General features: G+C 63.3%; 15 protein-coding genes. 14 read left to right on the top strand and 1 reads right to left on the bottom strand.

Annotation, left to right across the window (positions count from 1 at the left end; all coding sequences use genetic code 11):
- Positions 1–506: 506 nt before the first annotated feature.
- From glgA to BFP90_RS12685, 13 genes are all read left to right on the top strand, one after another.
- Positions 507–2063: a glycogen synthase GlgA gene (gene glgA / locus BFP90_RS12745; protein WP_065896868.1), complete on the top strand. Its 1557-nt coding sequence runs from the start codon at positions 507–509 to the stop codon at positions 2061–2063.
- A gap of 19 nt (positions 2064–2082) precedes the next feature.
- Entirely contained in the window at positions 2083–3831 is a 1749-nt protein-coding gene (gene treZ / locus BFP90_RS12740) for a malto-oligosyltrehalose trehalohydrolase (RefSeq protein ID WP_065896867.1), read from the top strand.
- Positions 3828–5912 carry a 4-alpha-glucanotransferase gene (malQ, locus tag BFP90_RS12735; protein WP_065893247.1) on the top strand — a complete coding sequence of 695 codons (2085 nt, stop codon included), beginning with the start codon at positions 3828–3830 and terminating at the stop codon, positions 5910–5912. The genes treZ and malQ overlap by 4 nt, the downstream gene beginning before the upstream one ends.
- Positions 5909–8659: a malto-oligosyltrehalose synthase gene (locus tag BFP90_RS12730; protein ID WP_065896866.1), complete on the top strand. Its 2751-nt coding sequence runs from the start codon at positions 5909–5911 to the stop codon at positions 8657–8659. The genes malQ and BFP90_RS12730 overlap by 4 nt, the downstream gene beginning before the upstream one ends.
- Positions 8660–8680: 21 nt before the next feature.
- A complete protein-coding gene (locus tag BFP90_RS12725; protein ID WP_065885546.1) occupies positions 8681–8941 on the top strand; it encodes a DUF2934 domain-containing protein in 261 nt (86 codons plus the stop codon).
- 129 nt (positions 8942–9070) lie between these two features.
- Positions 9071–11230 (top strand): glycogen debranching protein GlgX, encoded by a 2160-nt coding sequence (gene glgX / locus BFP90_RS12720; protein ID WP_065896865.1) that lies wholly within the window; start codon positions 9071–9073, stop codon positions 11228–11230.
- A gap of 1 nt (position 11231) precedes the next feature.
- Positions 11232–12230 (top strand): acyl-CoA dehydrogenase family protein, encoded by a 999-nt coding sequence (locus tag BFP90_RS12715; RefSeq protein WP_065893244.1) that lies wholly within the window; start codon positions 11232–11234, stop codon positions 12228–12230.
- Positions 12227–12985 carry a PIG-L deacetylase family protein gene (locus BFP90_RS12710; protein ID WP_065896864.1) on the top strand — a complete coding sequence of 253 codons (759 nt, stop codon included), beginning with the start codon at positions 12227–12229 and terminating at the stop codon, positions 12983–12985. Before BFP90_RS12715 ends, BFP90_RS12710 begins: the two co-directional genes overlap by 4 nt.
- Entirely contained in the window at positions 12982–13581 is a 600-nt protein-coding gene (locus tag BFP90_RS12705; RefSeq protein ID WP_065893242.1) for a class I SAM-dependent methyltransferase, read from the top strand. The genes BFP90_RS12710 and BFP90_RS12705 overlap by 4 nt, the downstream gene beginning before the upstream one ends.
- Positions 13578–14237, top strand: a complete 660-nt coding sequence (locus BFP90_RS12700) for a glycosyltransferase (protein ID WP_065896863.1) — start codon at positions 13578–13580, stop codon at positions 14235–14237. The genes BFP90_RS12705 and BFP90_RS12700 overlap by 4 nt, the downstream gene beginning before the upstream one ends.
- A gap of 140 nt (positions 14238–14377) precedes the next feature.
- A complete protein-coding gene (locus tag BFP90_RS12695) occupies positions 14378–15139 on the top strand; it encodes a PIG-L deacetylase family protein (RefSeq protein WP_065896862.1) in 762 nt (253 codons plus the stop codon).
- A 158-nt stretch (positions 15140–15297) separates the two neighbouring features.
- Positions 15298–17454 (top strand): TonB-dependent siderophore receptor, encoded by a 2157-nt coding sequence (locus BFP90_RS12690; RefSeq protein WP_065896861.1) that lies wholly within the window; start codon positions 15298–15300, stop codon positions 17452–17454.
- Between the two features lie 172 nt (positions 17455–17626).
- Positions 17627–19120, top strand: coding sequence for a methyl-accepting chemotaxis protein (locus BFP90_RS12685; protein WP_065896860.1), 1494 nt, complete (start codon positions 17627–17629; stop codon positions 19118–19120).
- A gap of 57 nt (positions 19121–19177) precedes the next feature.
- Here the strand turns inward: BFP90_RS12685 and BFP90_RS12680 are convergent, their stop codons facing one another.
- Positions 19178–20053, bottom strand: a complete 876-nt coding sequence (locus tag BFP90_RS12680; RefSeq protein ID WP_065896859.1) for an NmrA family NAD(P)-binding protein — start codon at positions 20051–20053, stop codon at positions 19178–19180.
- A gap of 115 nt (positions 20054–20168) precedes the next feature.
- Between BFP90_RS12680 and BFP90_RS12675 the strand changes: the two genes are divergently transcribed.
- Positions 20169–21044, top strand: a complete 876-nt coding sequence (locus BFP90_RS12675; protein WP_065896858.1) for a LysR family transcriptional regulator — start codon at positions 20169–20171, stop codon at positions 21042–21044.
- Positions 21045–21287: the final 243 nt, after the last annotated feature.

Here is a 21287-nt window from a genome sequence, read left to right as displayed (position 1 = left end):
AGATCAAGATCAAAAGCAGATCAAGATCAAGAGCGACTCGCTTCGCATCGTGGTTACGGTTGGGCGCTACGGAGTTGTGTAGATACCTATCCCCCGATAGCGGTGACCCACCGCCATCGGGGGCAAGTCGAATCGTCGCACCGCCCCTCCCACATTTGGATCTGGGCCTCAGCAGGCATAAGGTTAAACGTTTTTTGTCCTACAAAAATGCCTTTTAAACCCGACAGGCTCCGAGATCTGGCCTAGACTCATGACCGATGGGTCCGTTCCAAAACAAAAACCCCGCAAAAAAACTAAACTTTTCAACTCGGCCCTTGGTCAAGTTTTAAGGCAAGGCGAGCACTCCGCGATTCACGCTACATGCCCGTCCATCCAATCTTTTCAGTTAATTGTGCAACTGGCATACGCCTTGCCAGATTGTCGTGCGCTTGTGCGCTTGGCCGCAGGAAGCGGTCATCGAGCTAATGGCAGCGGGCCATTAGCTAACCAACACGTTGGAGAGAACTATGATCAGTGCCGCAGCAAGTATTCAGGGAGAGCGTGTTAGTCAGCCAGTTGGCGGGTCGACCTCTTTGGTCGTCGACCTCAACACGGTGCGGCCGGTGTCCAGTCATAACCCCAACCGAAAGAAGGTGCTGTTTGTCACGTCCGAGTTTGCCGACCTGGTGAAAACCGGCGGCCTGGGCGATGTGTCGGCGGCCCTGCCCCGCGCCATGGCTCACTTGCACGATGTGCGTGTGCTGATCCCCGGTTACCCGCAAGTGATGGAAAGCGACAACCCTATTCATATCATCGGCGAATTGGGTGGCCACGCCGCGCTGCCGCCGTGCAAGATCGGGCGCATGGACCTCAAGGATGGCCTGGTCATCTACGTGCTGATCTGCCCCGAGCTGTATGAGCGCGAAGGCACACCCTACGGCGCCAACAATGGCCGCGACTGGCCGGACAATCACATCCGCTTCGCCCGCCTGGGCCTGGCCGCCGCCGACATGGCCGCCAACCTGGCGCAGATTCACTGGTGCCCGGACCTGGTGCACGCCCACGACTGGCCCGCTGGCCTGGCCCCGGCGTATATGCACTGGCGTGGTTCACGCACGCCGACCCTGTTCACCATTCATAACCTCGCCTATCAGGGCGTGGTGAGCCTGGGTTGCACCCCCGAACTGGGCATTCCGCCACATGCCCTGCAACAGGAAGGCATGGAGTTCTACGGCAAGATGTCGTTTCTCAAGGCCGGCATGGCGTATTCCAGCCATATCACCACGGTCAGCGCCACCTACGCCCAGGAAATCACCACGCCGGAATTCGGCTGCGGCCTGGACGGTTTCCTCGCAAGCAAGACCCAGCAGGGCCTGCTCAGCGGGATTCCCAACGGGATCGACGAAAGCTGGGAAACCTCCACCGACACCCACCTGACCCACAACTTCAATATCGGCGACTGGGAAGGCAAGGCCATCAACGGTGCCCACGTGCGCGAACTGTTCGGCCTGCACGATTCCACCGGCCCGTTGTTCGCCGTGGTCTCGCGCCTGGTCTACCAGAAAGGCCTGGACCTGACCGAAGCAGTCGCCAGCTTCATCGTCGAAAACGGTGGCCAGATCGCGATCATCGGGCGCGGCGAGCCGGAAGAAGAACAAGCCATGCGCGAATTGGCGCTGCGCTTCCCGGGCCAGGTCGGCGTGCGCATCGGCTTCAACGAAACCGACGCCCGCCGCATGTTTGCCGGCAGCGACTTCCTGCTGATGCCTTCGCGGTATGAGCCCTGCGGCCTGAGCCAGATGTATGCGCAGCGTTTCGGCTCGTTGCCGGTGGCGCGCAATACCGGTGGCCTGGCCGACACCATTGAAGACGGCGTGACCGGTTTTCTGTTCAACGAATCCACCGTCGACAGCTACAAGGCTGCCCTGGAGCGCGCATTCAAAGTGTTCTCCTTCCCCGGCCTGCTCAACGCCATGCGCAGCCGCGCCATGACCCAACCGTTCAACTGGTCGCAGGCGGTGGAACCCTACGCCGAGCTGTACGAACAACTGGTGGTTAAAGCACTGGGGAAATCGACTAAATAATCAAGAGAGGTCTTCATAGATGCCGTTACGGACTTTGGAAACCTGGCCCCACGGCGCACTGATGCTGGACGCGCAACACACGCGTTTCGCCTTGTGGGCGCCAGACGCGTTTTATGTCAGCGTTGAATTGCAGGAAGGAAAATCCATCGCCATGCTGCCCCAGGCAGATGGCTGGTTTGAAGTCGAGACAGCCTGCCCTGCCGGCACGCTTTATCGCTTCAATATCGACGGGGAACGGGATGTTCCGGACCCCGCCTCCAGGGCCCAGGCCCTGGACGTGCACGGTTGGAGCCGTGTGGTCGACCCGCTCGCCTATCAGTGGCGGCACAGCGAGTGGCAAGGCCGCCCGTGGCACGAAGCGGTCATCTACGAACTGCACGTCGGCGCGATGGGCGGTTACGCCGAAGTCGAGAAACACCTGCCGCGCCTCGCCGAGCTGGGCGTGACCGCCATCGAACTGATGCCCCTCGCGCAATTCCCCGGTGAACGCAACTGGGGTTACGACGGGGTACTGCCCTACGCACCGCACGCCACCTACGGCTCCCCCGAACAACTCAAGCACCTGATCGACAGCGCCCACGAGCACGGCCTGGCGGTGATCCTTGACGTGGTCTACAACCACTTCGGTCCCGATGGCAACTACCTGGGCCAATACGCCAAGGGCTTTTTCCAGGAAGACATGCACACGCCGTGGGGCGCGGGGATCGATTTCGAACGCCGCGAAGTGCGGGATTTCTTCCTCGATAACGCCCTGATGTGGCTGCTGGAATACCGCTTCGACGGCCTGCGCCTGGACGCCGTGCACGCCATCGACAACCCCGGCTTTCTCCAGGAGCTGGCGCAGCGCGTGCGCCAGCAGGTCGATAGCGGGCGCCATGTGTGGCTGATGCTGGAAAACGAGCTCAACCAGGCCGGCCTGCTCAAACATGATTTCGACGCACAATGGAACGATGACTTCCACAACGTGCTGCACGTGCTGCTCACCGGCGAAACCGACGCCTACTACAGCGACTTCGCCGAGCAGACCACGGCCAAACTCGCCCGTTGCCTGGGTGAAGGCTTTATCTATCAGGGCCAGACCACCCGCCACGGCCACGCACGCGGCGAACCCAGCGGCGATCTGCCTCCCACTGCGTTCGTGGCGTTCCTGCAGAACCACGACCAGATCGGCAATCGGGCCCTGGGCGAACGCCTGCACCAGTTGTGCCCGCCCCAGGCGTTGAAGGCGGCGACCGCGCTGTTGCTGCTGTCGCCGATGATCCCGCTGATGTTCATGGGCGATGAGGTCAACGCTGCCGAGCCTTTCCTGTTCTTTACCGACCATCACGGGGAACTGGCAGAGACCGTGCGTGAAGGTCGACGCAGCGAGTTCGCCGATTTCGCCGCGTTTCATGACCCCGAGCAGCGCGAACGTATCCCCGATCCCAACGCCTTGACGACCTTCCTGCAATCCAGGCCAACCCTGGCGGAAAACGAGCATGCCCAGCTCTATCGCCACTTGCTGAGTCTGCGCCATCGACACGTGGTGCCTCATCTGCCTGGCAGCGTGGCCCTCGGCGCGCAGGTGCTGGCTGACAGCGCCGTCAGCGCGCGCTGGCGCCTGGGCAATGGCAGCGTGTTGCAAATCGACCTGAACCTGAGCAGCGAGCCCGTCGATCGGCAGGCTGCGTCCCACGTGATTTTTCAAACGCCTGCCGAGTCTGCGGCGGCGCAGTTGCCGCCCTTCAGTGCACGCGTGTCCTTATTCCCTGCTGGAGAACAGTCTTGAGCGATGCGAACCTGGAAATACTCGCCAGCCGCGCGGGCCTGGCCGTCGATTGGATCGATGCCAACGGTCGCCCGCAACATGTGAAACCCGACGCCCTGCGCGCCGTGCTCAAGGGGCTGGGTCACCCGGCCGATACCGAGGCCGACATCGAGGCCAGCCTGCAGGCGTTGGAACAGGTACAGCAGGATAAGCATCTGCCCCCGCTGATCACCGTCGACAGCGGTGAAGGCCTGGACCTCGCACGTTTCTTTGCACCGGACACGCCGTGCCGCGTGCAGTTGGAAAATGGCGAAAGCCTGGAGCTTCGTCTTGATGGTGATGCCGTGCTGCCCGGCGTGATCGCCCTTGGCTACCACCAGGCGCATATCGACGGCCAGACCTTCACCCTCGCTGTCGCCCCCGCGCAGTGCTACAGCGTGGCCGAAGCGGTGCAAAACGACCCTGCCCGCGCCTGGGGCCTCAGCGCCCAGCTGTACTCGTTGCGCCGCCTCGGCGACGGCGGTTTCGGCGACACCCTGGCCCTGGAGCACCTGGCCCGTTCGGCCGCCGAGCGCGGGGCCGACGCCCTGGCGATCAGCCCGATGCACGCCATGTTCAGCGCCGACACCGAGCGCTACAGCCCCTACTCGCCTTCCAGCCGGCTGTTTCTCAACAGCCTGTATGCCTCGCCCGGGTGCATCCTGGGCGAGCGTGAAGTGCGCAATGCCATCGAGGCCACGGGCCTGGCCGATGAGCTGCACGATCTGGAACAGCTGACCCTGATCGACTGGCCTGCCGCCGCCAAGGTCAAGCAGCGCCTGTTGCGCGCCCTGTATGACGATTTCCGCCACGGCCATCATCCGCAGCATGCCGATTTCCAGAGTTTCCGCCAGGCCGGCGGCGAAGCCCTGGAAAACCACTGCCGTTTCGAAGCGGTGCAGGCATTGCGCGCCGCCGCCGGGGAAGACCTCGACTGGCGTCACTGGCCGCAGGACTGGCGCACGCCGCAGAGCCCGGCCCTGGCGCAGTTTGCCGAGGAGCACCGTGATGAAATCGGCTATTTCGCGTTTACCCAGTGGTTGATCGCGCGCAGTTTGCAGCGCGCGCAACAGGCCGCGCGTGGCAGCGGCATGGGCATCGGCCTGATCGCCGACCTGGCGGTGGGTGCGGACGGCGGTGGCAGCCAGGCGTGGAGTCGCCAGGACGAATTGCTCGCCGACCTCACCGTCGGCGCGCCACCGGACATTCTCAACCGTGCAGGCCAGGGCTGGGGCATTTCCGCGTTCTCGCCCGAGGGGCTCAAGCGTCACGGTTTCCGTGCCTTTATTGAAATGCTGCGGGCCAATTTCGCCCACGCGGGCGGCCTGCGCATCGACCATGTGATGGGCCTGCAACGCCTGTGGGTCATCCCGAACGGGGCTTCACCGCGCGAAGGCGCCTACCTGTACTACCCGGTGGACGACATGCTGCGGCTGTTGGCCCTCGAATCCCATCGTCACCAGGCCATTGTCCTCGGCGAGGACCTCGGCACCGTGCCCGACGGCCTGCGCGAAAAACTCAGCAGCCGGGCGATTCTGGGCATGCGTGTGTTGCTGTTCGAGCAAAACCATGACGGCCAGTTCAGGCCCATCCTCGACTGGCCCGACAACGCCCTGGCCACCACCAGTACTCACGACTTGCCGACGCTCAACGGCTGGTGGCACAGCCGCGACATCGAGTGGAATATCGAACTGGGCCTGATCGACGCGCCGACCGTGGATCAATGGAGCGAACACCGCCTGCGCGAACGCCAGGCATTGCGCCAGGCCCTGAGCCAGGACCCGCAGAACTTCGTCGATGAGATCCGCAACGACACCGACCATATGATCGATGCCAGTGTGCGCTACCTCGCCCACACCCGTGCGCCGCTGGTGCTGCTGCCCCTGGAGGATGCGCTGGGCCTGGTAGAACAACCCAACCTGCCCGGCACCACCGACACCCACCCCAATTGGCGCCGCCGCCTGCCCGGTGAAGCGTCCAGCCTGCTCGACAATGCCGGCGCCGCGCGCCGCCTCGAGCTGCTGGCCGTTGCGCGCAACCAAGCCTATGAGCGTGACCGATGAAAGCACTGCCCCTGCGCGCCACTCAGCGCCTGCAATTTCATAAAGGCTTCACCCTGGATGATGCGGTGCCGTTGGTGCCGTATTTCGCCCGACTGGGCATCAGTCACCTGTATGCCTCGCCCCTGCTCAAGGCGCGGGCCGGTTCGATGCATGGCTATGACGTGGTCGACCCTACGTGTGTCAACCCGGAACTGGGCGGCGAGGCCGCGTTGCAGCGCCTGGTCGCTGCGTTGCGCGAACACGATATGGGTTTGATCCTCGACATCGTCTCCAACCATATGGCCGTGGGCGGCGCCGACAACCCCTGGTGGCTCGACCTGCTGGAATGGGGACGTTTGAGCCCCTACAGCGAATTTTTCGATATTCAGTGGCACTCACCCGACCCGCTGCTCAAGGGCCAACTGCTGATGCCGTTCCTTGGCAGCGATTACGGCGAAGCGTTGCAAAGCGGCAGCCTGGTGCTGAAATTCGAGGCGGCACACGGGGCCTTTTACGTTGAGCACTACGAGCATCGTTTCCCGATCTGTCCACGGGACTACGCACTGATTCTGGGCAACGACGAACCGCTCAAGCCGCTGGCCGAACGCTTTGCCGCCCTGGCGTACCAGGACGACGCCTACGCCGAAGCCGGCTGGCTGAAACAGGCGCTGGCCGAACGGGCCAGCGAGGTATTGCCCGCCATCGAACAGCGCCTCGCCGCGTTCGACGGGCGCACGCCTGAGGGGTTCGCCCGCCTGCATCGGCTGCTGGAAGAGCAGACCTACCGCCTCGCCAGCTGGCGCACGGCGGCGGACGACATCAATTGGCGGCGCTTCTTCGACGTCAACGAACTGGGCGGCCTGCGCGTGGAGCGCACGGCGGTGTTCGAAGCCACCCACGGCAAGATTTTCGAGTTGATCAGCGCAGGCTTGATCGATGGCCTGCGCATCGACCATATCGACGGGCTGGCCGATCCACGGGGTTATTGCCGCAAGCTGCGGCGCCGCGTGGATGCATTGTCGCCGCAGCGGCATTTGCCGATCTTCGTGGAGAAAATCCTCGGTGAAGGCGAGACCCTGCGCGAAGACTGGCAAGTGGACGGCACCACCGGCTACGAATTCATGAACCAACTGTCATTGATGCAGCATCACCCGGACGGCTTCGCGCCGCTGGCCGAGTTGTGGTCGCGCCACAGCGAACGGCCGTCAGCGTTTATCGAAGAGGCGCGGCTGGCCCGCCAGCAAATCCTCAACGGTTCGTTGGGCGGCGACTTCGAGAGTGTGGCCCAGGCGCTGCTGCAAGTGGCCCGTGACGACGTGATGACCCGCGACCTGACCCTGGGCGCGATCCGCCGGGCGTTGCAGGAACTGATCGTGCATTTTCCGGTGTACCGCACCTATATCAGTGCTCGCGGGCGCAGCGCAGCCGACGACAAGGTCTTCCAACAGGCCATGGAGGGCGCGCGCAGTACCCTGAACGAGGGCGACTGGCCGGTGCTTGATCACCTGGAGAAATGGCTGGGTGGTCAACCGTGGCGCAATCGCCCGCTGGGCCGCGAGCGCAAGATGCTCAAGCATGCCTGTGTGCGCTTCCAGCAACTGACCTCGCCCGCCGCGGCCAAGGCCGTGGAAGACACGGCGTTCTATCGTTCGGCCGTGTTGCTGTCGCGTAACGACGTGGGTTTCAGCACCGAGCAGTTCAGCGCGCCGTTGGCCGATTTTCATAGGGCCAACCAGCAGCGCTTGAAGACGTTTCCGCATAACTTGCTGGCCACCGCCACCCACGACCATAAACGTGGCGAAGACACCCGTGCGCGCCTGGCGGTGTTGAGTGAATGCGCGCCCTGGTATGCCGAGCAGGTGGAACACTGGCGCAGCCTGGCCGCGCCGTTGCGCGAGACGGCTGACAGCCCATCAGCCGGCGACGAGCTGATCCTTTATCAAGTGCTGCTCGGCAGTTGGCCGCTGGAGCCGAACCCCGACCTTGAGGCCTATCAACAACGCCTCTGGCAGTGGCAACAGAAAGCGCTGCGCGAAGCCAAGCTGCAAAGCAGCTGGAGCGCGCCGAACGAGGCGTATGAGCGCGGCGTCGAGACGTTCCTGCACGGCGTATTGCTCAGTGAAACCGGCAAGCCCTTGCGCGACGCGCTTGCCGACGCAGCCCAGGCCATCGCCCCCGCCGGCGCCTTGAATGGGCTGGCGCAGACTTTGCTTCACCTGAGCGTGCCCGGTGTACCGGACGTGTACCAGGGCGATGAGTTCTGGGACTTCAGTCTGGTCGACCCGGACAACCGGCGTCCGGTGGACTTCCAGGCGCGGCAACGCGCACTGGATAACCCGGCGGACATCGGTGAACTGCTGCCCAGCTGGCGCGACGGGCGTATCAAGCAAGCGGTGATCGCGCAGGTACTGGCCTTGCGCAAGGCTAACGTCGAGCTGTTCAGCGACGGCGCCTACACCGCCCTGGAGGTGGTTGGCCCACAGGCCGATCATGTCGTTGCGTTCTGCCGAGAACTGCAGGGCAGACACGTGTTGGTGGTGGTGCCACGCTGGCCCCGGCGCCTGCTCGAAAATGCGCTGCAACCCCTGATTCCTGCCCGGATTTGGGGCGATACGCGGGTGAAATTACCGTTCGCCGCCACAACACAAAACTGGAAGGGACTTTTTCAAACAAGCGCAGTCACACCAGACAAGGAGCTGTTGATCAGCGCTGCCCTGGGGGATTTCCCGGTCAATGTCTTTATCAATGCCGATATTCAAGAAAGCTGAACATTTTCTGAGGAGTGTGTGATGAGTAATGAAGACAAACGCATCCGCGAACTGGCCCATCAGATCTGGGAGTCCGAAGGCAAACCCCACGGTGAAGATGCTCGTCACTGGGAAATGGCGCGCAAGCTGGCCGAAGCCGAGGCATTGACGCCAAGCAAGCCCAAGCCGGCCGCCAAGCCCAAGACAGCGCCCAAGCCTGCACCCAAAGCCAAGCCTGCGGCGCCTGCCGCCGCCAAGCCTGCGCCAAAGAAGCCCGCAGCACCGAAAAAGCCCAAACCCTAAGCTTATCGATCGCCGCGCCCCCTGAGCGCATCGCCGTCAGGGGGCCTTTATCTATCTACGTCATACGCTGAATAACTGTCAGTACGGCCGCGTTCGGCCCGAAAAAAGAACCCTTGCAGGAGCAACACCATGAGCCAACCCGATAAAGCCTCAACCACGCCGGACCATGAGCCGTCGCGGATTCGTGAAGGCCTGCCCTTCCCGCTTGGCGCCACCTGGGACGGCCTGGGCGTCAACTTTGCGCTGTTTTCCGCCAACGCCACCAAGGTCGAACTGTGCCTGTTCGACGCTGCCGGTGAAGTGGAACTGGAACGCATCGAACTGCCCGAATACACCGACGAGATTTTCCACGGCTACCTGCCCGACGCCCACCCCGGGCTGATTTACGGCTACCGTGTGTATGGCCCTTACGACCCGGAAAACGGCCATCGCTTCAACCACAACAAATTGCTGATCGACCCCTATGCCAAGCAACTGGTGGGCGAACTCAAATGGTCCGAAGCGCTGTTTGGCTACACCATCGGCCACCCCGACGACGACCTCAGCTTCGACGAGCGCGACAGCGCGCCTTTCGTGCCCAAGTGCAAGGTCATCGACCCGGCGCACACCTGGGGCAATGACCAGCCGGTGCGCGTGCCATGGGACCGTACGATCATCTATGAAACCCACCTGCGCGGCATCAGCATGCGCCATCCTTCGGTCGGCGAATCCGTGCGCGGCACCTGCGCCGGGCTGATGGAAGATGACGTGCTCAAGCATATCCGCCAGTTGGGGGTGTCTTCGGTCGAGCTGTTGCCCGTGCATGCCTTCGTCAACGACCAGCATCTGCTGGAAAAAGGCATGACCAACTACTGGGGCTACAACAGCATTGCGTTTTTTGCCCCCGACCCGCGCTACCTGGCCAGCGGCAAGATCGCCGAGTTCAAGGAGATGGTCGCGCACCTGCATGAGCAGAAGCTCGAAGTGATCCTCGACGTGGTCTACAACCACACTGCCGAAGGCAACGAGCGCGGCCCTACCCTGTCCATGCGCGGCATCGACAACGCCTCGTACTACCGGTTGATGCCCGACGAAAAGCGCTTCTATATCAATGACTCCGGCACGGGCAACACCCTGGACCTGAGTCACCCGTGCGTGCTGCAGATGGTCACCGACTCCCTGCGTTACTGGGCGACCGAGATGCACGTCGATGGTTTCCGCTTCGACCTGGCGACAATCCTCGGCCGCTATCGCGACGGCTTTGACGAACGTCACAGCTTCCTCGTGGCATGCCGCCAGGACCCTATCCTGCGTCAGCTCAAACTGATCGCCGAACCCTGGGACTGCGGCCCCGGCGGCTATCAGGTGGGCAACTTCCCGCCGGGCTGGGCGGAATGGAACGACCGTTTCCGCGACACCGTGCGTGCCTTCTGGAAAGGCGACGACGGCCAGTTGGCGGACTTCGCCGGACGCATGACCGCATCGGGCGAGATGTTCAACCACCGTGGGCGCCGGCCTTACAGCTCGGTGAACTTCATCACGGCTCATGACGGGTTCACCCTGCATGACCTGGTGTCCTACAACGACAAGCACAACGAAGCCAACGACGAGAACAACCAGGACGGCAGCAATAACAACCTGTCGTGGAACCACGGCGCCGAAGGCCCTACCGACGACCCGGAAATCAACACGCTGCGCCTGCGCCAGATGCGCAACTTCTTCGCCACCCTGCTGCTGGCCCAAGGCACGCCGATGATCGTGGCCGGCGATGAATTCGCCCGCACCCAGCACGGCAACAACAATGCCTACTGCCAGGACAGCGAGATCGGTTGGGTCAACTGGGACCTGGACGACGACGGCAAGGCACTGCTCAAGTTCGTCAAGCGCCTGATCAAGCTGCGCCTGGCGTACCCGATCCTGCGCCGTGGGCGCTTCCTGGTCGGTGACTACAACGAAGATATCGGCGTAAAAGACGTCACTTGGCTGGCGCCGGATGGCAATGAAATGACCACCGAGCAGTGGGAAGACAGCCATGGCCGTTGCCTGGGCATGCTGATGGATGGCCGCGCTCAGGAGACCGGGATTCGCCGTGCCGGCGCCGACGCGACGTTGTTGCTGGTGGTCAATGCCCATCACGACATGGTCAATTTCCGTCTGCCACCGGTGCCCCAGGGCGAGTACTGGAATTGCCTGCTCGATACCAATGACCCGGCAGTGCGTGGCCAGGAGCGCTTTGAATTTGAGCACGAGTACGCCGCCACCGGCCGCTCGCTGCTACTGTTTGAACTGCATCACGACGACGAGGTGTGACATGGCGTTGCACGGATTCCTTTCCGGCTACCGGGGCTATGCCAATACGCAAGCCCTGGGTAATGCCTTAAAGGACCTTCAGGAAGAAGGCCTGGACCAGCTGCCCTTGCCCGGCAGCGGCCAGACGCTGGAGCGTTACAGCGGGCTGGCGCAAGTCGCCGGCCATGACCTGCGCTTGTGCAAACTGTTCGAAGGCCACACCGACGCCCTGGCGATCATTGCCGAGCTCGACAGCCCGCTGCCGCCGTTGGGCAGCACCTGGGGGATGTGGGCCGCCGAGCCGCCGAGCGCCAGGGCGCGGGTGCGGCGCGACGGTCAACGGCTGATTGTCGACGGGCGTAAAGCCTGGTGCTCCGGGGCCTCCGTTGTCTCGCACGGGTTGTTGACCGCGTGGGATGAAGAAGATCGCCAGCAGTTGGTTGCCGTGGCGATGGACCAGCCCGGCGTCACCGTGACCAATGAAGGCTGGAATGCGGTAGGCATGGCGGCTACAGGCAGTGTCGAGATCGTCTTCAACGAGGCACGCGGCCTTGCGGTGGGCGGCCCGGGCGACTACCTGGCGCGACCGGGCTTTTGGCACGGCGGCATCGGCATTGCGGCGTGCTGGTATGGCGCGGCGCAGCGCCTGGCCGAAGTGCTGCGCGAGCAGTGCGCCAAGCATCCCGAGCCCCATGCCCTGGCCCACCTGGGCGCGGTGGACAGCGCACTCAACAGTGCGGCCTGCGTGCTGCGCGCCAGCGCCGAGCAGGTCGACCGGGCACCGACCGCCGATGCCCGGCTGCTGGCCCAACAAGTGCGCGCGTGCGTCGAGGAAACCGTCGAGCAGGTGATCCATCATGTCGGGCGCGCCGTGGGTGCCGGGCCTTACTGCAAGGACCCGCACTTCGCCCAATTGATGGCGGACTTGCCGGTGTATGTGCGTCAAAGTCATGCCGAACGCGACCTCGCCGCCCTGGGCGAACAGGTGGCGGGCGAGCCGTCAGGGAGGTGGCAGTTATGAAACCCAACCCGATTGTTGGCCAGGGCACGTCGCTGCATTATTGGCAAACGTCGTCGCGCCTGGCTGAACTGCCGCATATCAGCGTCGAGCAACTGGTACCGCAGGGGCGACACGCGGTAATCATCGCCCCGCACCCGGACGATGAAGTGCTCGGCAGCGGCGGTTTGCTGCAGGGCCTGGCTGCCCTGGACCGGCCCATTCAGTTGATCTCGGTCACCGACGGCAGCGCCAGCCATCCGGGCTCCGAACTGTGGCCGGTGCAACGCCTGAGCGTGGTGCGCCCGCAGGAATCGGCGCAGGCCCTGCACCGCCTGGGCTTGCCGCTGCACAGTTTGAAGTGGCTGCGCGCCGGGTTTACCGACAGCAAGGTCGCCGAGCGCGAGGAAGAACTGGCCGCCTTCATCCAGCGCTACCTCAAGCCCGACGACGTGGTGTTCGCCACTTGGCGTGAAGACGGGCATTGCGACCATGAGGCGGTCGGCCGCGCCAGCGCAAAAGCCGCCCAGGCAGTGGGCGCGACCCTGTACGAACTGCCGGTGTGGACCTGGCACTGGGCGACCGCCGAAGATGGCATGGTGCCTTGGGACCGGGCGCGCAAGATTCCTTTGACGCCCGAACAGGTGGCGCGCAAACGCCATGCCATCCACGCCTTCGCCAGCCAGTTGGAGGGCGACCCGCAAGTCGGCCTGCCGCCGGTATTGGCGCCCTATGTGGTGGAGCGTTTGCTGCAACCTTTTGAAGTGGTGTTCGTGTGAGCGTGACGACGCCTTATTTCGACCGGATGTTCGAGGGCAACGACGATCCCTGGGCGTTTCGTCAACGCTGGTATGAACAACGCAAACGCGCATTGACCCTGGCCGTCCTGACCCGGGCGCGCTACACCTCGGTGTTCGAGCCCGCCTGCGCCAATGGCGAGTTGAGCGCCGAGCTGGCGGCGCGCTGTGATCGCCTGTTGTGCTGCGATACGGCGAGCGCTGCGGTGGCGCTGGCCAGCAAGCGGCTGGCCGGTTTTTCCAACGTGCAGATAGAGCAGCGCTGTCTGCCCGAACAATGGCCATCAGGGCAATTCGATCTCATCGTATTGAGCGAGTTCTGTTACTACCTGGACGCTGCTGATCTTGAGCGCCTGGCCGAGCACTGCCTCGCCGCCCTGGCGGAGGGCGGCCAACTGCTGGCCTGCCATTGGCGCCCGCGCATCGAAGGCTGCCCGCAAACCGCCGAACAGGTGCATGCGCTGCTTGAGCAACGACTGGGGCTGCACGCGGTGGTACGCCACCATGAAGACGATTTTCTGCTCGACCTGTGGGGCCGGGATGGCGCCTCGGTGGCACGCCTTGAGGGCCTGCGATGATCGGCATCCTGATTCCGGTGCATAACGAAGAAGCGTTGTTGGGCGAATGTCTGAACGCTGCGTCAATCGCAGCCATCCATCCGGAATTGCAGGGTGAAGCAGTGCATATCCTGGTCGTCCTCGACAGTTGCAGCGATGCCAGTGCGGCGATTGCCCAAGCGCACGGCGTGCAGAGCCTGCCGGTGCAGGCACGTAATGTCGGGCATGCCCGCGGTGCAGGGGCGCGGCATCTGCTGAATCAGGGCGCGCGCTGGATCGCCTGTACGGACGCCGACAGCCGCGTTGCCCCGGACTGGCTGGTGGCGCAACTGGCGCTGGGCTGCGACGCGGTCTGCGGCACCGTGACCGTTGACGCCTGGAGCGAAGGCTTCGACGCGGCGGCGCAGATACGCTATCACCAGGCCTACGAAGCCCGCGACGGGCACCGGCATATCCACGGCGCCAACCTGGGCATCAGCGCCAGCGCCTACTTACAGGCCGGTGGCTTTGAACCGCTGGCCTGCCATGAGGATGTGCAATTGGTGCGCAATCTGGAGCGCTGCGGCGCGTCCATCGCCTGGAGCCATTCCCCCCAGGTAATTACCAGCGCACGCCTGGATTGCCGCGCCCAGGGTGGCTTCGGTGATTACTTGAAGGGCCTGCTGCAGGTTTCGTAAAAATACGACGTTGCGCCCGTTCGTCGTTGTCTATGCTCATACCTTCTCGCACGGCGCTCCAGGATCGGAGCGCCGCGCACTCACCGCAGCGCAGCCTGAGGTGAGCACAAGAGCGTCAACCGACAAGGATGTAGCACCCCATGAGAACCGCCTCGTTAAGCGAGGGCCGTCGCGGCCCCGCGCAAATCTGGAACAGCGCGCCACAGTTGGCGCAGATTCCCTTCATCAGTCTGGCCGGCCTCGTACCGCCGAGTGCCCGCGTGGTGGTGATCGCGCCGCACCCGGGCGATGAAGTGCTCATCTGCGGGGGCCTGCTGCAAATGCTCAGTACCCGTAAAAACCCGTTGAAACTGATCTCTATCACCGATGGGAGCGCCAGCCACCCCGGCTCCCGGGTCTGGTCGGCCGGGCGCCTGAGTGTGATTCGTCCCCAGGAAAGCGCCGAAGCGCTGCGCCGCCTGGGCATGCCGCTGCACAGCCTGAAATGGATTCGTGGCGGGTTTTGCGACAACGCCCTGGCCAGCCACGAGCAACAGATGAGCCAATTCATCGCCCGTTACCTGATGCCGGATGACGTGGTGTTTACCACTTGGCGCCATGATGGCAACGATGATCACGAAGCCGTCGGCCGTGCCAGCGCCGACGCATGCAATCGGGTCGGTGCGCGGTTGTATGAGCTGCCGATGTGGGCCTGGCACTGGCCCGCACGCGAAGGCTCGGTGATGCCGTGGCAGCGTGCGCGCAAGGTGTGCCTGGACACCTGGAGCGTGGCGCACAAACTCCACGCCTTGCATGCCTATGCCAGCCAGCTCACGGGCGACCCCGCCATCGGCCTGGCGCCGATGCTCGCCCAAGTGTTGCTGGAGCACATGCGTGAGCCTTACGAAATCGTCCTCACCTAGCGGGAGGCGGCAAAACGCCACTGTTCTGCGCGTGAAAAATTCGTTAACTGATTCATTCTTAGGGCTTTTTCCTACAGACCCGATCTGCCACACTGATGCGAATAATTATCAACAGATTTATTGTTCGCCACGGACGGCATTCGGGGAGAGTTACGTTCATGTCTGTGCAACACCACGGCGGTAAAGGGTTTTCACCCAGTTTGATAGCGATGGCTATCTGTCTGACCACCTCCCACGCGGCCCTCGCCACCGGCGCCGCCACTCAGCCCGCCACTATAGAACTGGGCGCCACAGAGGTTTCCGGCCAGCAGCTTGGCGAAACCACCGAGGGCAGCCAGTCGTACACCACAGGCTCCATGAGCACCGCGACCAAGCTGCCGCTGACCCTGCGCGAAACCCCACAGGCCGTCACCGTGATTACCCGTCAGCGCATGGATGACCAGGCGATGACCAGCATCAACGATGTGGTCAATGCCACCCCGGGATTGTTCCTCAACTACTCCAACGGCCCCGGTCGGCAGGCCTACACCGCGCGCGGTTTCAACGTCGACAACCTGATGTACGACGGCATTCCCAGTGGCTATAACGGCGTCAATGTAGGCGCTCAGCCGAACCTGGCGATGTTCGATCGCGTCGAGGTGGTACGCGGCGCTACCGGCCTGGTGACCGGCGCCGGCAACCCGGCGGCGGCCATCAACCTGATTCGCAAGCGGCCCCTGGACGAGCAGAAAGTCACCCTGACCGGCGCTGCCGGCAGTTGGGACGACTACCGTGGCGAACTCGACGCCTCCAGCCCCCTCAACGACAGCGGCACCTGGCGTGGCCGGGTGGTCACCTCCTACCGCGACGCCAACAGTTTCATCGACAAGGTCGAGCAGGATCACGGCCTGTTCTATGCCGTGACCGAAGCCGACCTGAGCGAGGACACGAGCCTGACCCTCGGCTACTCCAACCAGAAAGACAAGACCAACTACTTCTGGGGCTCGTCGATGATCGGCCTGGATGGCCATCACCTTGGCCTGTCGCGTTCCTACAACCCCGGTACCGACTGGGAGAACAAGGACCAGGAGATCAACACCGTTTTCGTCGAGTTGCGCCAGCAGTTGGCCAACGACTGGAAACTGCAGGTCAACGCCAATTACGCCGAACAAGATGCGCTGTTCTCCGGCTCCTACCAGTCGCGCTGGGTCGAGAACACCCTGGGCCGCACGGTGTACCAGGCCGCCATCGATGAAAACCAGGCCGGGATCGACGCCTTCGTCAGCGGCCCGTTCCAGGCATTCGGGCGCACCCATGAGCTGGTGGTGGGCGCCAGCAAGCGCATCTTCGACATGACCACCCACAACTACAGCCCGTACGATCTGAATTGGCCGATCAATGCCGGCAAGCCGAACTTCACCCGCACCACCAACCAGCGTGACGTCACCACCCAGGACGGTGTCTACGTCACCACGCGCCTGAGCCTGGCCGACCCACTCAAGCTGATCCTCGGCGGGCGCCTGGACTGGTACGACTATGACAACCGCGACGGTGACGGCGACTATAAGGTCACCCGCAACCTCACCCGCTACGCAGGCCTGATCTACGAGCTCAATGACCAGCACTCGGTGTATGCCAGCTACAGCGACATCTTCACGCCGCAAAAAGAAAAGAGCACCGGTGCCACTCCGCTCAAGCCCATTGTCGGCAAAAACTATGAAGTGGGCATCAAGGGCGAATACCTGGGTGGCGCGCTGAATGCCAGCGTGGCGCTGTTCCGTGTCGACCAGGAAAACCGTGCCGTGCAGATCGTTGTGCCGGACTGCCCGCAGGCGTCCTGCTATCAAGCCTCGGGGGAGATTCGCAGCCAGGGTATCGACTTCGAATTGCAGGGCGCCTTGACCGAGAACTGGCAGGTCGGTGGTGGCTACACCTACGCGCGCACCCACACGATCAAGGACGCCGCCAACCCGCAGAAGGTCAACAAGCAGTTCGACACCGACACCCCGGAACACCTGTTCAAGGTCACCACCCGCTACAACTTCCAGGGCCCGCTGGAAAAACTTCGCGTGGGCGGCAACGTGTCCTGGCAGAGCCGCATGTACAACGACATCCAGTTGGCGGACGGCAGTACCTATCGGCTCAAGCAAGGCGGCTACGCCGTCACCGACCTGATGGCCGGGTACCGCGTCAACCAGCACCTGGATCTGCAACTCAACGCCAACAATATCTTTGACCGCCACTACTACCAGTCCATCTCCGAGTCCGTCAGCTATGGCGGCGACTCCTACGGCAGCCCGCGCAACATGATGCTCACCGCCAAGTACAGCTTCTGATCGTCATTGCAACCTTGGCTGCCCGCTCGGGCAGCCGTTCTTAAAGTCTCCCTGCGACGTGCCGATAACCGATTGTCGGACCTTGACGCCGCACCCGCCTGGCTCTTTACCGGCCGCGCGCGTGGCACGCCGCGTGCTAGATTCCTGGCCAACCCACATGGAGTAAACGTGAATGCCCCTCCGCACACGCTTTCTGGAGCACTACCGCAAGGCCGACCGCATCATGCTGGCGCTGATCTGGCTGATGTTCCTGTTCTCCCTCGGGCTGGGGTTCTGGCATGACACCTTCACCCAGGCGTTGATCGTCGGTGGCGGCACCGGCGTGGTGCTGACCGCGCTGTATCGCGCCATCGGCGGCACCCGCGTGATGCGCTGCGCACTCGGTGCAGGCCTCATGGTGATGGCCGCCTTGCACATCAATCAGGCGCACGGTGTGATCGAAGCGCACTTTGGTATCTTCGCGCTGCTCGCGGTGTTGACGTTCTACCGTGACTGGCTGCCGATCCTGGTGGCGGCACTGACCATCGCCGTGCATCACCTGGTGTTCCACGCCCTGCAGCACCAAGGCTGGCCGGTGTTTGTGATGGAACACCACGGCGGCTGGACCATGATCTTCGTCCACGCCTTCTATGTGGTGATGGAATCCGTCGCCCTGCTCTACCTCGCCGTGCACAGCCACGCCGAGGCGGTCGAAAGCCAGGAAATGCTGGAAAAAATGCTCGCCGTCACCTCGCAGTTCAGCGAAGAAACGGCCAAGGGTGAGGACAAGGAGCGCGTGTCCCTGGCCAAGCGCTTCGACCACTTCCTGCAGCAGCTCACTCACCTGATCGACGGCGTCGCACGCGATTCCCATGGCCTGGGCCAACTCGGCCAGGAACTGGCCACGGCCAGCGGCACTCTGGAAAAAGGCGCGCGGCATCAACTGGCGCAAATCAATGAAATGACCGGCTCGATGCAGCGCATGGAAGACGCCACGGGTCACATCACCGTGCACGTCGAACAGGCCGTGGAGCATGCCGGCCAAGCCAGCCAGCAGATTGAGCGCGGTCAGCAAAGCGTGGGGCGCGCCCAGCATGAAATCACGCAACTGGCCTCGCGCATCAATGGCACGCAATCGACCGTGCAATCGCTGGCCGTGCAGGCGGAGCAAATCGGCTCGGTGCTGGAGGTGATCAGCAGCATCGCCAACCAGACCAACCTGCTCGCCCTCAACGCCGCCATCGAAGCCGCCCGCGCCGGCGAACAAGGCCGTGGTTTTGCCGTGGTCGCCGACGAGGTGCGCAGCCTGGCCCAGCGCACCGCCCTCTCCACCCAGGAAATCAGGACCATCATCGAAGGCTTGCAGCAAGGCAGCCGCCAGGCGGTCGAAGCCATGCACGACAGCCGCCAGGGTGTGGAGCGTTGCGTGGAAGACAGCCAAGTGGCCGTCGATATGCTGCGCGCAGTAGGCGAAGACATTGCGCATATCGACCAACTCAATGGCCGCATCGTCACCACCACCCGCGAACAAAGCTCGGCGAACCTGGAAATTGTCGAGCGTCTGCAATCGGTGCAGCACATCGCGCAAAATACCGCCGACGACGTGGAAACCCTGGCCCGCAGCAGCGAACGCCTGCCACCGATCGCCGTACGCCTGGATGCGCTGGGGCGCAGGTTTCATCCCTGATTCAATACCTGAGCGGTCGAGCCATGGCGAGGCTCGACCGCGCTCACAGGCAGCGGATTAAGCGGTTGTTTTGGTGACCGACTCACTCACGAAGTCCTGATACGTGCGCAACGGGCGCCCGATGATCGCCTCAAGCCGCGCCACGGCGCCCTCCGCTGCCTGCATGCCGAACGCCTGGATACCTTCCATCATCAGGCGCATGTCATACGCCAGCCAGGCCGGACCGTAGGCGGCCAACTGTGTTTCAAACGCGGCAACGTCATCGCCGCCATAGGCGATCTCGCGGCCCAGGGCCGAACTCCAGAGCTTGGCCACGCCGGCTCCCGTCAGCGCCTGCGGCCCCACCAGTTCCAGCGTCACGCGCTCCAGCGCAGTCGCGGACCGATCGCGTCGCAACAGCTCTGCAACGGCTATATCGGCAATGTCCCGCGTATCGATCATGGCCACACCGGCCGAGCCGATAGGCATCGGGTACACCGAATAGTCCTGGATCGTCTGCTGGACCATGCGGTCGTTTTGCATGAAGTACGCCGGGCGCAATACCGTCGCCGGAAGGTCGAGGCTGTCGATCATGCGTTCAACGGTGTGCTTGCCGGTGAAATGCGGCACCCGGGTGAAAGTGTCGGCATGGATCACGGACAAATAAACGATGCGCTGGATACCGGCCTCCCGAGCGAGGTTCAACGCGATGAGCGCCTGCGTCACCTCGTCGGGCGTGACGGCATTGAGCAGAAACAGGGTGCGCACCGACGCCAGCGCGGCGCGCATGGACGCGACATCAGTGAGGTCGCCGACCACTTGGGTGACGCCGGCCGGGAATGCCCGTTTACCTGCCTGGCGCACCAGGGCGTTGACCTGCGCGCCTTGCGCGGCAAGGCCTTGGGTGACGAGTGAACCGAGGGTGCCGGTGGCGCCGATGACAAGAATGCTCATGGTTGAAACTCCTGCGGGTGGATCAGTGGGTTGGGGTTCGAATGCAAAGTAAACCGTTGCATAACGAAAACGAAGACCACAGAATCCAGACACCTCGCCTCAAAAACGGAACACCATGAACCTCAACGCGCTGATCGACTTCATCCAGGTCGCCACCCACGAAGGCCTGGGCAAGGCCAGCCGTGCGAGCGGCGTGTCCAAGGCCACGCTGTCGCGCCGAATCGCCGACCTGGAAGAGCAGCTGGGTGTGCGACTGATTGAGCGCAGTGCGCGCGGGCTGAAACTGACCGAAGCCGGCGAGCTGCTGATGTCGCGAACCCAGGGCCCGCTGGGGGAAGTGACTGACGCCATGACCGCCGCACGCGAGGGCGTCTCGACGCCACGCGGTCGTTTGCGCGTAGCGGCGCCGATCCTGTTCTCCCAGCTGGCCATGGGTGCGATTGGCGCCCGCTTCTGCGCAGCTTATCCGGAGGTTGTGATTGAGGTCGTGGCCGACGATCGCCAGGTGGATCTGGTTGAAGAACAATTCGACGTCGCCATTCGCATCAACCCGAGCCCGGACAGCGACCTGGTCGGCAGGTGCTTCGCCACCGACCGCCTGATCGTGGTGGCAGCGCCGCAAATACCCAAACCGCAGCCTGGCGCGATCAGGTGCGTAGGCAGCATCGTCACAACGGGCTTCACGCCGACCCAATGGCACCTGGACGGCGGGGAGTTGATACTGGAGCCGATCCCCAGGCTGCAGTTTTCTTCGCTACTGATGGTGCGCGATGCGGCGATCGCCGGTGGTGGCGCGGCCCTAATTCCCCAGTCCATCGCCGGAGCCTCCTTGGCCCGGGGCGAACTGGTGCAATGGGGCACGGTCGCCGGGATCGAGCCGCAGCTTTGGGTATTGCACACCTCCAGGCGCCTGGCCGCGCCCAAAGTGCGCGCCTTCGTCGACTTCCTGTGCGCGCAATACCCGGATATGGCACTGGTGCTGCGCGGTTGAACATGCCGGCGCCTGGCGCATTCATGAATTCTTCTCATGAACCCTTACCGAGTCTGGTCCGAGATACACCCGGGTCCAAATGTGGGAGGGAGCTTGCTCCCGATAGCGATGTGTCAGTCACCGATGCATTTACCGACTTTACACATCGGGGCATAGCTACACACCGCCGTAGCCGGTAACCACGATGCGAAGCGAGCCGCTCTTGATCTTGATCTGCTTTTGATCTCAGGCGCCCCGTTAAAC

The organism is Pseudomonas sp. 24 E 13, assembly GCF_900004715.1.
GTDB lineage: Bacteria > Pseudomonadota > Gammaproteobacteria > Pseudomonadales > Pseudomonadaceae > Aquipseudomonas > Aquipseudomonas orientalis_A.
This window is presented reverse-complemented; position numbering and strand designations above follow the sequence as displayed.